Raw genomic sequence first — 13,187 nt, 5'->3', positions numbered from 1 at the left:
AGCTGATTGGTTTCTTCAAGGGTTTCACGTAGCGCAATGTCTTGTAGCAATTTACTCACTTCAACACTTTCGCCTGTAAAATCGTACAGTCAAATCAATACTGACAGAAACTATATTCGAGTCATGTAGGGAAGCTTATTATTGATATGTTTAATTCCCTAAATATTTAATGTAAATTTGGCAAGGATTCCATTCATCCCATAAGGTTGGAAATACTTCTAACTCCTTATAACCTACCGAAGTATAAAAACTATTTGTAATATCATATTCTTTATAGTGGCCAGATTGAACTGTTTTTACTTGGGAATATATGTACCCTAATTTCTTAGCTAGTTTTTCATACTCTTCATTTAATTGTGTTGCTGCACCTTGTCGGTGGAACTTCTTTTTGATTCCCATTACAAATATGTCTGCACAGTCTGGACTTGTAGTATTTAAAACTATAAATCCGACAATTTCATCTTGATAAAAAGAAGCCAAGAAAGGTTTGTCTTGTGAATCAGTGACATATTCTTCTGTGCTTTCTGGCATGCCAAACCATTCTGGAAGATCGTAAAGAATTTCCTTAGAAATCTTTTCCTTTTCTTCTTTATCTTTTATTTCTTTAACGGTAAACTTCATATGTTCTCTCCAATTTATTTGTTTTATATTTTTGTAGAAGGTTGCAAAGCCTGATTTTGAGGGTAAACATTTGCTTGTCCTCTTTTGATACTAGAACGTTTAAGGACAAGGTAGCTGTGTTCCTTTTTCATCAAAGCGACTTAACGCTATCTTCACCTTTATTCAATTCACTATATTGTCCTTTTCTAGGAGCAGTTGGGATAAGATCGTAGAGATAAGGTACAATCTGTTCTCCCTCTAATTCCTCCAAAGATTTAATCCAGCGGAAATCGGTGTGTTCTTCTGGGTCAAGCTCAATAGGGCGTTTCTCTTTTAGGTGAGTGGCGTAGACCAATCGTGTAAAAACGGTCTGTTTATCAGAATCAAACTGGCTATCTTCGTGGAGAATGCCAGTAATCGTGATGACTTGATTGGCTTCTTCAAGTGTCTCCCGAAGAGCAGCAGCCTGAGGCAATTCATGTAATTCGACACCGCCTCCAGGAATATCCCAGTAGTTTGGGTAAACATTGGCTTTTCCTCGTTTGATACTAGAACGTTTGAGGACAAGGTAGCGGTGTTCCTTTTTCATCAAAGCATGGGCAATCAGTTTGACAGACATGGTATCCTCCTATTTTCCGAGACAGAACTGGCTAAAGAGCTGGGTAATCAGTTCATCGGGTTTGGCGTCTCCTGTGCTTTCTCCGAGAATCTGCCAGCAGTGGATCAAATTCACTTGGAGCAAGTCGACAGGCTTTCTATTTCAAGTCCGTCGTTTACCGCCTGCAGAGCCTCTATGGCTTTACCACCGTGGCTCAGCTTCAAAAATCCAGCAGCGTTTCCAGCTAAAGGATTGGCCAGGTGCAACAGTGATCTTTTGGATAATTTCTGGACTGATGATATGATCAGTCGCCCAGAGTAGGAGGCTAGTCGGTTGGACCTCATCAATTCCTGTTACGCTGGCCTTAGCCCCCTTGTGGAGTAAGGTCCATGTGAAGGTGGTCTTGTCTGTCTTGGGAATGGGCAAAACACTGAGCGACACATCCGTCTCGCATTGCTTAAAAGCGATAGCTTTGCCATCTGCTACAAAATTATTGTGGTCATAACCGCCAAAACCTTCCAGTCCCTGATGACCCAAGTCAGGCATATCAGGCAATTCCAAGCGGTAGTCAGGTGAAATAGCCATACCGTCAATGCTAAGGAAATTATGGCAATATTCTTCGGTCTCGATGACCTTATCCCCGACATTGGTGATGGAGGCTTTCAGAGTCACTCGATTTTCCTCGATGCTGATGGTTTTTTTAATAGTAGCTGCGATACCGAGGCAAGGCACTGCCTTCGTGACAAAACTGGCACTAGTCTGCGTGTGTTTCATCGTTACAGGATAAGGCTCAACCTCATCATACTGATGAGCAAATTGGTAGCCTACATCTGAATCCTGCTTGATGAGCCCAACGCCTAATTTCGGGAAAAATTCGCCAACGGTAGCTCCAGAGCTGAAATCTCCACTAAATTCACAACACAATCCTCGACCACCAGAAGACAAATGCCGTAAGTTCATGGGCTCATTGGCACAAAAATGGGTATCTCCGTCAAGCGTAACTTCCGAAATGAACCCTGCCCTGTCAAAGCGGAAAGTATCATTCGGACGCTCACCAGGTTCGGAAATTTCCACCCGCAAGCGGTCATTGGTTAGTACAATCATAGCAACCTCCTATGAATTTTATGATTACATTACTTTATTTCCCAGACTAAATCATTGAATCCTGTTACTTTGAATTTTTTAAATATACTAAAGTTTCTTTTTTAACATTGTAAAACATGATGCACACTTACATTATACGCCAATTTTTTACCCGTGTAAGGCATAGTTGTTCAATAGGATAATAGGATTCCTGATCCCAATACAAGTAGTTGGAGTCTCTTTTGAACGTCTATTTTCCTAAACAGAATTGGCTGAATAGTTGGGTAATCAGCTCATCCGGTGCAGCATCTCCAGTAATTTCACCAAGAATTTGCCAGCAACGCGTTAAATCGACTTGAAGCAGATCAACTGGCATGCCCATTTCCAGTCCCTCATTGACTGCCTGCAAGGCTTGAACTGCTTGCTCAATGAGAGAGATGTGTCGGGCATTGGAGAGATAAGTGGCATCTTGTTCAACGAGTCCTGCATTTTCAAAGAAAAGTTGATTGATTCGCTCTTCAATCTGATCAATATTTTGATTGGTTAAGACAGAGATAGAAATCGTATCAGTAGGTAGCTGGTCTTGCTCAATTTGAATCGGTAGGTCCGTCTTGTTTAGAAGAACAATCCGATTGCTATCTTGACTGATTGCTAGCAACTGGCGATCTTGTTCTGTTAAGAGCTCACTAGCATTGAGGACTAGAAGAACTAAATCAGCTTCTTCGAGGGCTTTTTTGGAACGTTCTACCCCAATTTTTTCTACTAAATCGTCAGTCTCACGAATCCCTGCAGTATCAATCAGTTTGAGGGGGACACCGTTGATGTTGACATATTCTTCGATGATGTCACGGGTAGTCCCTTCAATATCAGTGACAATAGCCTTATCCTCTCGTAGGAGATTGTTTAACAAACTTGATTTGCCAACATTAGGACGTCCAATAATAGCTGTTGCAATTCCCTCACGTAGAATTTTGCCTCGGCGTGCTGTTTTGAGGAGGCGTTCTAGCAAGGCTTGAAATTCCATGGTTTTCTCACGGACTAGCTCGGTTGTAGCTTCTTCGACATCGTCATATTCAGGGTAGTCAATATTGACCTCGACCTGGGCAAGTGTATTGAGAATTTCCTGGCGAGTGTTGTTAATGAGAGTAGAAAGGGAACCGTCTAGCTGCCGAACAGCTTGATGCATAGCCTTATCTGTCTTGGCTCGGATAATATCCATAACAGCTTCTGCCTGAGTGAGATCGACACGACCATTTAAAAAGGCTCGTTTCGTAAATTCTCCGGGTTCTGCTAGTCGTGCTCCTTGACGGATGACTAGTTGGAGAATTTCATTGGTCACCGCAATTCCGCCGTGGGTATTGATTTCAACGATATTTTCCCGTGTAAAAGTCTTAGGAGCTTTCATGACAGAGACCATAACCTCGTCGACCACGATATTATCCATTGGATCCAGAATGTGGCCATAGTGAATGGTATGGCTGGCTACTTCCTGAAGATTTTTTTCTTTAAAAACGCTGTTTGCAATCGTAATTGCCTCACTCCCAGACAAACGGACAATTCCAATAGCACCTTCTCCCAGAGGAGTAGAGATGGCTGCAATCGTATCAAATTCTTTTGTAATCATATCTCTATTGTAACGTAAAATACCCTCTCTATCAAGAAAATAGAAAGGGTAATAGGAGGACTATGCTTTGGCGATGAGTGGTGAATGTTTAAACAATGAATAGGTTGCGCGATAGATATGTTTTGCAACGTAGGGGTTGTTCATTGTGTAGAGATGAATCCCTGCTACATCATGTGTTACCAGGTCTACAATTTGGTCGATAGCGTAAGCTAGACCTGCTGCTTTTAAGGACTCAGGGTCGTGTTCATACTTGTCTAAAATCGCACGAAACTTACGTGGTAAGCGGATATTTTCACAGGTATTGAGCAAGCGCAAGGCCTGATTGCGGTTGATGATGGGCATAATGCCTGCCAAAATAGGAACATCAATATCTGCTAGATGACATTTTTCTTGAAAATCGTAAAAGACATCATTATCAAAGAAGAGTTGGGTGACCAAGGTCGAGCAACCAGCATCGACTTTTTTCTTTAGATGTTTAATATCAGAAAGCTGATTCGGTGAATCAGGGTGGACTTCTGGATAGCAAGCCCCGATAATATCAAAGTGTGGTGCTTCTTCTTTTATAAAGGAAATCAAGTCAGTCGCATACTGAAAATCCTTTTGCGGAGTCACATCAGGCAAGATATCCCCACGGAGGGCCAAGATTTTATGAACTCCAATCTGATCAAGTGCAGCCAGAATAGTGGTTACTTGTTTCTTGGTCAGATAAATCGCTGGTAAATGGGCAATAGAAGGGATACCCAAGTCATTTTGAATATAATCGGTTAAGCGAACTGTTGTTTCTTCAATATTGAATGTATTATTACTTGCAGTCACGCTGATAAAATGTGGTGCAAGACCCTGCATATCCTGAAGGGCAGAGAGAATTTTCTCATTTCCTGCGGCGGGATTTGGAGGGAATACTTCAAATGAAAGACTGGGAGTATGAACCATTGTTGTTTCCTTTCTTTCTATACTATATACGATGTAGAGGAAAAACAATGGCTTTTCCTCATTTGAGTGTTGTACGAGCAGATTTAGCAGCTTCTACAAGCCGAACGAGACTTTCACGCGTTTCTTTGATACCACGCGTTTTTAATCCACAGTCGGGATTGATCCAAACTTTGCGACTTGGAACTTTTGTTAGAATAGCTTGAATGGTCTGGTCAATTTCCCCTTCAGCTGGCACGCGTGGTGAATGGATATCATAGACTCCAGGACCAACCTGTGTTTGGAAATTCTGTGCTTTTAATTCGTCCAAAATCACGAGATTTGATCGACTTGCTTCAAATGAAATGACATCTGCATCCATATTATCAATAGCAGGAATAATATCAGTAAATTCACTGTAGCACATGTGGGTGTGAATTTGTGTATCTGGTGCGACAGTTGAATGCACCAATCGGAAGGCTGGAATAGCCCAATCGAGGTAATCCTCGTACCAGTCGCTTCTACGCAGTGGCAATTTTTCACGTAGTGCTGCCTCATCAATCTGGATAATCTTGATACCCGCTGCTTCCAGATCCAAGACTTCTTCTTTTATAGCCAGTGCAATCTGTAGGGTAGATTCTTTTATGGAAATGTCTTCACGAGGGAAGGACCAGTTAAGAATAGTGACAGGACCAGTTAGCATACCTTTGACAGGTTTTTTTGTCCTGCTTTGCGCATAGCTAGACCATTTTACAGTAATTGGTTGCAAGCGAGTGACATCTCCCCAAATAATCGGGGGTTTTACGCCACGCATACCGTAAGATTGAACCCAACCGTTCTTACTAAAGAGGTAGCCAGATAGGTTTTGTCCAAAGTATTCCACCATATCGTTGCGTTCAAATTCACCATGGACCAAAACGTCAAAGTCAACTTCTTCCTGCCAGTGAATCCAATCATCAATCTGTTTTGCGACAAATGCATCGTAGGCTTGGGCTGAAATATTTCCCTTTCTGAAAGCGAGGCGTGTATCACGTACTTCAGCTGTTTGTGGGAAAGAACCAATGGTTGTCGTTGGTAAATTTGGCAAGTTCAAGCGCTCTGCTTGTAATTTTTCACGCTCTGAAAAGGCTGGCAGACGAGTATAGTCTTGATCGGTTAAGCTGGCGATACGATTTGCTAAATCAGTATTTTTTCCAACTCGTTCTCTGGTAAATAAGGCTTTGTTAGCAGCCAAACTATCTGTACCACCACCAGCGAGAATGGTATCCAAATCACGTAACTCCGCTAATTTTTCGACTGCAAAGGCAAAGTGTTGTAGAATATCTTCTTCCAATTCTTCATTAGCGGTTGTAAATGGAACGTGTAGCAGTGAGCAAGAGGTCGTTAAATAGACCTTGTCAGCAGGGATTTTTTCTAAAATAGCTAGACTGTTTGCGTAGTCATTGCGCCAGATGTTTTTTCCGTTAACAATTCCTGCGTAGAGTATCTTATCAGAAGGGAATCCTGTTGAGACGAGATCAAGCGTCTTTTTCCCTTCAACAAAGTCAAGTCCTAAGCCGTCAATTGGTAAGGAGATTAAGTCGGCGTACACATCACGCACATCCCCAAAGTAGGTTTGTAGAAGAATGGCCAAGCCTTTCTTATCCGATAAGAGTTGCTTGTAAATCGTTAGGAAAAGCCTTTTTTCTTCAGAAGATAGATCCTTGACCAAGCTCGGCTCATCGAGTTGAATCTTTTCAGCCCCAAGTCCTGCTAATCTTTCAAAAACTGCTTGATAGGTAGTGACAATGTCATCCAGATAATCAGTAGCTACCGTACCTTCTTCATAGTCTGCTAATTGGAGGAAGGTAAATGGTCCAATCAGAACAGGACGTGTTAGTAACCCTTGGGCTTTTGCTTCTGTAAATTCCTCAAAAATTTTCTGGCTAGCCAGTCCTATTTTCGTCTCTTTTTCAAATTTTGGTACGATGTAGTGGTAGTTCGTATTAAACCATTTTTTCATCGGTAGTGCACGGACATCCCCTTTTTCTCCCTGATAACCACGCGCAAGAGCAAAGTAACGTTCCAAGTCCGTTAAGTCCAAGTCTTGTACGGCTTTTGGCACGACATTGAGGAGAAATGCGGTGTCTAAAACGTTGTCATAATGGGAGAAGTCATTACTTGGAATTTCAGAAATACCTGCTTTCTTCACCAAATTCCAATGCTTACTGCGGAGATCCTTTGCTGTTTCTACTAATTCTGCTTCTTCGATTTCTCCCCTGAAATATTTTTCAGTTGTAAATTTTAATTCACGAAATTCTCCCAAACGTGGGAAACCAATAATACTTGTTGTCATAGGTTGCCTCCAATCTTATTCTTGACACTATCCTAACAGAAAATGGAGCATTTGTATAATTGAAAATGATTAGGAATAGATATAGTTATAAACTATATAACATTTCGTGTTATATTAGTAAAATAGGATAAATGATATAGTTTTTAAAAATGATTGCGCATAAGATGGTATGAAAAGTGATAAAATGTGAAGCTGTTTATTCCAAAAGATAAAAAATTTTAAAGAGCCGATAAAACATCTATATTAGACAGAGGGAATGGCGCATGATACTATAACAGATACATCCATAGAAAGGTGGCATGAAGATGAAAAAAGTGATTGTCGGAATTACAGGAAATGAAAAGGAACTGCCACCGATGTCTGGCTTGACATATGTTGCGGTTGTGAAGGATTTGGCTGAAGGGGTGAAAGCTGCGGGTGGTCTGCCAATTGTCATTCCAATTGGGACACCTGAAATGGCGAAAGATTATGTTCAGATGATTGATAAATTAATTCTCTCAGGAGGACAGCATGTCAGTCCACAATTTTATGGTGAAGAGCAGTCAGTCAATAGTGATGATTATTTACTCGAGCGAGATCAATTTGAACTGGCCTTAATCAAAGAGGCACTGAAACAAGAAAAGCCGATTTTTGCCGTTTGTCGTGGCATGCAACTGTTAAATGTTGCGCTAGGTGGTAGTTTGAAGCAAGACGTCAAACACCATTGGCAGCCACAATTAGAGGGAACATCGCATGACTTGCAAGTAAGACCAAACAGCCGTGTGAGTCAACTCTTTGCTGAGGGGAGCCAAATCAACTCTTTTCATCATCAAAGCATTAAGGATTTAGCGCCTGTGTTAAAGGTGACGGCTCGTGATCCGCGTGATGGGACTATTGAAGCTGTAGAAGGGCGTGGGAGATTACCGATTTTAGCAGTCCAGTGGCATCCGGAATTTTTATGCAGGGATTGTGACAGTAACCGACAGTTGTTTGACTATCTGGTTCATCAGTTGTAAGTGATGATTGGAAAATAGGGAAAAGTGAGGGAAGTCCAGACTTGAAAGGTGGGCTTGGCCTCACTTTCTTTTTGTATCCGCTGTCACACTTTAGTGCCCATATCTAGTGGCTTTTTTTAGCCTTAGGAGTAGACTATAGGTAAAGAGGGTTCGTGTTTCTAGCTTAACTTGATGGAAGGAGGCTGTACTATGTTTGAATCTGCTCTACCTCATATTAAAAAATATTATCCCCTACTTATCATTTGGGGTTTTCTTTTCTGGATTAGTCCCTTCTTTCTTCCAGATGAGTTGACCATTACAACGCAAAATCATCTTGGTTGGGGTTATGTTGTGATCTTGTTTATTTTGCCGATAGTAGGTGCGCTCAGCTTTCCATTTTCTCTTTATTTCAAAGAGAAGAAGTGGATGCTACCGAGTCTAATGCTCTTATTAGCTTTTCCAATTTCAATCGCACTTCAGATTTTTCTTATTTTCTTCGTCTAAAGGAGGTTTCTTATGTCACACTCTTATTCTCTTTTTATTAAAAAACATACGGCTCATCTTATCGGGCTGGGATTTTTCGTCTGGATTGCACCGGTTTTAATGCTCTTTACCCCTAAAGTGGTACGAGCTCCATTTTTCGCTACCGCAGATTGGCATACGGTTACAATCGTTTGGCTGGTTCCGATTATCGGTGTCCTTGCCCTTCTTTGCTCTCTCTATCTCAAACGCAAGAAATACCTATTTTTCAGCGCTTTCTTAATCTTTGCCCAACCGATTTCCTATCTTCTGTGGTTTGCGAGTTTCTATCTCTTTTTCTGGGGTTATGGTGTCTTCTACTGGCTATCCAATCTGTTTCATTAAGCTAGATAGCCTTGCAGTTGAATGGCGTACTAGGCAAGGAGTCGCAGCCAAAACTTGAGTTAGTTGAGGATTATGGTATACCCTCCATTTTCAACCAGGCTGAGACAAAAGTGTCCAGCCTTGCTTCTTTTATAGCTTTAATAGTTTGATGCTTGTAAAACGTTGATAAATCAGCATTCTATTAGAAGAGGCTAGCGAACGTTTTTTTACTACCCTTATTTCCAACCTTAACAGTCCATTGGACTGTTGAAGTAAGACGCGTTAACGATGTAATCAATGCTAACTGACATATCTCAGAATGTAGACAAACCTCACAATTCAGAAAAACAGTCCAACAATATTTAAATTTCTGTAGTTTCAAGGTTAGAAAATTTGCGAGCGTAGCGAGCACAATACCGCCACCTCCACCGTGCTAAAAGTAGGAGTGAGACAGAAGTCGTGATTTCGTTGAAATCGATTATCCTCGCTCCTTTGTTTCTGGGCTCGGGCTAAAATAATCCACTGGATTATTTTAGCCCGAAGGAAGTCGCTAATGTCCGAAAGCACATGAGGATGGTGGCAATAAAAAAACTTTTTCTTCAAGCTGATCTATAGTTAAAAACTATAGAGTTTACAAAATACCCATAAAAGATTTTTAAGTGGCACATAAAAATTCTATATTGGTCAAATAGTCGCTCCTGTGATAAGCTATGTATAGTTCATTTTTAAGGAGTGTAAAATTATGAAATTGAAAAAATTAGCTAGCTTAGCAGTAGTCGCTTTTGCTTCAGTTGCAGCTTTGGCAGCATGTGGTTCAGGAGCTTCCAAAGAAGCAAAGAATGACAATGTTCTTCGTGTTGGTGTGATGAGCTTGAGCGATTCAGAAGAAGCGCGTTGGGATAAGGTTCAAGAGCTTCTTGGTGATAAGGTGAAATTAGAGTTTACTCAATTCACAGACTATTCACAACCAAATAAAGCAGTTGCTGAAGATGAGGTAGACATCAATGCTTTCCAACACTATAATTTCTTGGAAAACTGGAACAAGGAAAATGGTCAAGACTTGGTAGCGGTTGCTGATACCTATATTGCTCCAATTCGTCTCTACTCAGGTACAGAAAACGGAAAAAACAAATACAAATCCGTTGATGAAATTCCAGATGGTTCTGAAATTGCAGTACCAAATGACCCAACAAATGAAAGTCGTGCCCTTTACCTTCTTCAAGCAGCAGGTTTGATTAAACTAGATGTATCTGGTACAGAATTAGCAACAGTAGTTAATATCAAGGAAAACCCTAAAAAGTTGAAAGTAACAGAATTGGATGCCAGCCAAACAGCGAGCTCACTTCCATCTGTCGCAGCAGCAGTTGTTAATAATACCTTTGTTCGTGAAGCGGGACTTGATTATAAGAATGCCCTTTACAAAGAGCAAAAAGATGAAAATTCACACCAATGGTATAACTTGATTGCAGCGAAGAGTGATTGGGAAAAATCATCAAAAGCAGATGCGATTAAAGAATTAATCAAAGCCTACCACACAGATGATGTTAAAAAAGTCGTAGAAGAGTCTTCTGACGGTATGGATGAGCCAGTTTGGTAAAAAATACAAAATGCTATGGTGGATTTTCCCCATGGCATTTTAAAATAAAAATCACTTGATTTTAAAAGGGTATCGCGAGAGAAAATCATGATATAATGAAAAGGAATATCATCAGTCAATTTCCCAATTCAAACGGATTGTCTTGGGGAGTAATTGATAGAAAGAAGCTGGAAAGTAGTAATCCAGTAAGGAGAAACGATGTCAAGACAAGAGGAACAAATCAAAAAATTCGAAGCAGATGCGATTGCACAAGCTTATTTTGAAAAACTGAAAGTGCTGATTTCAAAGAAATCGATTTTTGCCCAGCAAGTTGGCTTGTTGGACGTTGCGACCTATCTGAAAGAAATCTTTGAAGAAGCGGGGGCCGAGGTCATTTTGGATGATAGTTATGCAGCTCCTTTTGTCATGGCAACCTTTACCAGTTCGGTACCAAATGCGAAAACACTGATTTTCTATAATCACTATGATACGGTTCCAGCAGATGGTGATCAGGTTTGGACAGACCAACCGTTTGAAGTTAGTGTGCGGAACGGTTACATGTATGGTCGCGGTGTAGATGATGATAAGGGTCATATTACAGCTCGCTTATCTGCTGTCCAAAAATACCTAGCTAATCATGAGACACTACCTGTCAATATCATCTTTATCATGGAAGGTGCGGAAGAATCCGCTTCGGTTGATTTGGATAAGTATTTGGAAAAACACCGATCTCACTTGGTTGGAGCTGATTTGTTAGTCTGGGAACAGGGCGCTCGAAATATCTTAGGTCAACTGGAAATTGCTGGTGGAAATAAGGGAATTGTGACCTTTGATGTGGCAGTTAAGAGTGCAGAGCGAGACATTCATTCCTCTTACGGTGGTGTGATTGATTCAGCTAGCTGGTACCTTATGGCAGCTCTGCAATCTATGCGAGATTGTGATGGTCGTATTTTGGTTGAAGGGATTTATGAACAGGTAGAAGAACCAAATGAACGCGAGCTGGCTTTGGTTGAAGAATTTGCTCTAGCAAGTAGCGAGTCAGCGACAGAGATTTATGGATTGACCTTACCAACTTTAGAAACCGAGAGAGCAGCATTTTTGAAACGTCTCTTTTTCGAGCCGTCTATTACGATTGAAGGATTTTCAACAGGTTATTTAGGGCAAGGAGTAAAAACGATTATCCCTGCTGAGGCTAGTGCTAAAATGGAAGTTCGCCTCGTACCAGGTTTAGAACCGCAGGATGTCTTGGATAAGATTCGCAAGCACTTAGTTAGTCATGGTTTTGAACAGGTTGAAGTGACCTTTACGTTGGGAGAAATGAGTTACCGTAGCGATATGTCAGCTCCGTCTATTTTGAACGTGATTGAGCTTGCAAAACGCTTGACACCAGAAGGAGTAGCTGTTTTGCCAACTTCACCAGGTACTGGACCAATGCATACAGTCTTTCATGCCTTAGGTGTACCAATTGCAGGCTTTGGAATCGGAAATGCCAATAGTCGCGATCATGCAGGTGATGAAAATGTTAGCCTTGCAGATTATTATAGCCATATTGAGTTAGTAGAGGAGTTAATTGCAAGTTATGAGTAAGGAGATTATTACACTAGATAATATTGATGTGACCTTTCATCAAAAAAAACGCACAATTGAAGCGGTAAAAGATGTGACGATTCATATTGAGCAAGGAGATATTTATGGGATTGTTGGCTATTCTGGTGCTGGAAAGTCAACCTTGGTGCGGGTGATTAATCTTTTGCAGGTTCCAACAGCTGGTCGCATTTGTATCAATGATGATGTGATTTTTGAAGGGAATAAAGTGACCTTAAATTCAGCTCAATTGCGGACCAAACGTCGTGAAATTGGAATGATTTTTCAACATTTCAATCTCATGGCTCAGATGACGGCTGCTGAAAATGTTGCCTTTGCCTTAAAACATTCTGGTTTGTCTAAGGAAGAAAAGAAGGCCAAAGTTGCTAAACTATTGGACTTGGTTGGCTTGGCAGATCGTGCAGAGAATTATCCAGCGCAATTATCCGGTGGTCAAAAGCAACGTGTAGCCATTGCTCGTGCTCTTGCAAATGATCCGAAGATTTTGATTTCAGATGAATCGACATCTGCCCTTGACCCAAAAACAACCAAGCAGATTTTGGCCTTGTTGCAAGAACTCAATGAAAAATTGGGCTTGACCATTGTCATGATTACGCATGAAATGCAGATTGTCAAGGATATTTGTAACCGTGTAGCTGTCATGCAGGACGGTCGCCTAATCGAAGAGGGGTCTGTTTTGGAGATTTTCACCCATCCAAAAGAGCCGTTGACACAAGACTTTATCAAAACAGCAACAGGAATTGATGAAGCCTTGGTTAAAATTTATCAGCAAGACATCGTTCGACATCTACCTGAAGATAGTCTCTTGGTGCAATTCAAGTATGCGGGTTCTGCAACGGATACAGCCATTATCAACGATTTATACAAGACCTACCAGGTGTCTGCAAACATCTTGTACGGTAATATTGAAATTTTAGACCATACCCCTGTTGGTGAAATGATCTTGATTTTGTCGGGACATAGAGAACAGTTGCGCGAAGCCTTAACAGCAGTTACGACAGCTAAGGTAGAGGTGACGATTTTGAAAGGAGAGTATTAGG

The 13,187-nt window shown here is 41.0% G+C and carries 12 protein-coding genes and 1 pseudogene; 6 read left to right on the top strand and 7 right to left on the bottom strand.

All coding sequences use genetic code 11. The features are described 5' to 3' along the window. Window positions 1–150: 150 nt before the first annotated feature. The 7 genes and pseudogenes from J5M87_RS07870 to metE form a co-directional block, all read right to left on the bottom strand. Complete coding sequence (locus J5M87_RS07870) at window positions 151–621, bottom strand: GNAT family N-acetyltransferase (RefSeq protein WP_154608348.1); 471 nt, start codon at window positions 619–621, stop codon at window positions 151–153. A 130-nt stretch (window positions 622–751) separates the two neighbouring features. Beyond that, window positions 752–1,219 carry an NUDIX hydrolase gene (locus J5M87_RS07865; protein ID WP_154608347.1) on the bottom strand — a complete coding sequence of 156 codons (468 nt, stop codon included), beginning with the start codon at window positions 1,217–1,219 and terminating at the stop codon, window positions 752–754. A gap of 9 nt (window positions 1,220–1,228) precedes the next feature. Continuing rightward, window positions 1,229–1,401: pseudogene (locus J5M87_RS07860) on the bottom strand (tRNA uridine-5-carboxymethylaminomethyl(34) synthesis GTPase MnmE); the annotation flags it as partial. Continuing rightward, window positions 1,400–2,302 carry a hypothetical protein gene (locus tag J5M87_RS07855; protein ID WP_154608346.1) on the bottom strand — a complete coding sequence of 301 codons (903 nt, stop codon included), beginning with the start codon at window positions 2,300–2,302 and terminating at the stop codon, window positions 1,400–1,402. The pseudogene J5M87_RS07860 and the gene J5M87_RS07855, both read right to left, overlap by 2 nt. A 229-nt stretch (window positions 2,303–2,531) precedes the next feature. Further along, window positions 2,532–3,905 carry a tRNA uridine-5-carboxymethylaminomethyl(34) synthesis GTPase MnmE gene (mnmE, locus tag J5M87_RS07850; RefSeq protein ID WP_154608345.1) on the bottom strand — a complete coding sequence of 458 codons (1,374 nt, stop codon included), beginning with the start codon at window positions 3,903–3,905 and terminating at the stop codon, window positions 2,532–2,534. 60 nt (window positions 3,906–3,965) lie between these two features. Next, window positions 3,966–4,838, bottom strand: a complete 873-nt coding sequence (gene metF, locus J5M87_RS07845; RefSeq protein ID WP_154608344.1) for a methylenetetrahydrofolate reductase [NAD(P)H] — start codon at window positions 4,836–4,838, stop codon at window positions 3,966–3,968. Between the two features lie 58 nt (window positions 4,839–4,896). Beyond that, on the bottom strand, window positions 4,897–7,149 hold the full coding sequence (gene metE, locus J5M87_RS07840; protein ID WP_154608343.1) for a 5-methyltetrahydropteroyltriglutamate--homocysteine S-methyltransferase: 2,253 nt from the start codon (window positions 7,147–7,149) through the stop codon (window positions 4,897–4,899). 305 nt (window positions 7,150–7,454) lie between these two features. Between metE and J5M87_RS07835 the strand changes: the two genes are divergently transcribed. The 6 genes from J5M87_RS07835 to J5M87_RS07810 all read left to right on the top strand — a co-directional run bounded on the left by J5M87_RS07835 (window position 7,455) and on the right by J5M87_RS07810 (window position 13,186). Continuing rightward, window positions 7,455–8,144 (top strand): gamma-glutamyl-gamma-aminobutyrate hydrolase family protein, encoded by a 690-nt coding sequence (locus tag J5M87_RS07835; protein ID WP_154608342.1) that lies wholly within the window; start codon window positions 7,455–7,457, stop codon window positions 8,142–8,144. 189 nt (window positions 8,145–8,333) lie between these two features. Continuing rightward, window positions 8,334–8,627 carry a hypothetical protein gene (locus J5M87_RS07830; protein WP_154608341.1) on the top strand — a complete coding sequence of 98 codons (294 nt, stop codon included), beginning with the start codon at window positions 8,334–8,336 and terminating at the stop codon, window positions 8,625–8,627. A gap of 12 nt (window positions 8,628–8,639) precedes the next feature. Beyond that, the gene (locus J5M87_RS07825; RefSeq protein ID WP_154608340.1) at window positions 8,640–8,987 is read left to right on the top strand and encodes a hypothetical protein; all 348 of its coding nucleotides are present in this window, start codon (window positions 8,640–8,642) and stop codon (window positions 8,985–8,987) included. Between the two features lie 721 nt (window positions 8,988–9,708). Further along, window positions 9,709–10,563 (top strand): MetQ/NlpA family ABC transporter substrate-binding protein, encoded by an 855-nt coding sequence (locus J5M87_RS07820; RefSeq protein WP_154608339.1) that lies wholly within the window; start codon window positions 9,709–9,711, stop codon window positions 10,561–10,563. 198 nt (window positions 10,564–10,761) lie between these two features. Then, window positions 10,762–12,129, top strand: a complete 1,368-nt coding sequence (locus tag J5M87_RS07815) for a M20/M25/M40 family metallo-hydrolase (protein WP_154608338.1) — start codon at window positions 10,762–10,764, stop codon at window positions 12,127–12,129. Then, window positions 12,122–13,186, top strand: coding sequence for a methionine ABC transporter ATP-binding protein (locus J5M87_RS07810; RefSeq protein WP_154608337.1), 1,065 nt, complete (start codon window positions 12,122–12,124; stop codon window positions 13,184–13,186). Before J5M87_RS07815 ends, J5M87_RS07810 begins: the two co-directional genes overlap by 8 nt. Window position 13,187: the final 1 nt, after the last annotated feature.

Origin of the sequence: Streptococcus sp. zg-86, from assembly GCF_017639855.1 — a bacterium.
Classification (GTDB): domain Bacteria; phylum Bacillota; class Bacilli; order Lactobacillales; family Streptococcaceae; genus Streptococcus; species Streptococcus zhangguiae.
Note: the sequence above shows the minus strand (reverse complement) of the source record. Positions and strands in the feature narration are given on the sequence as shown.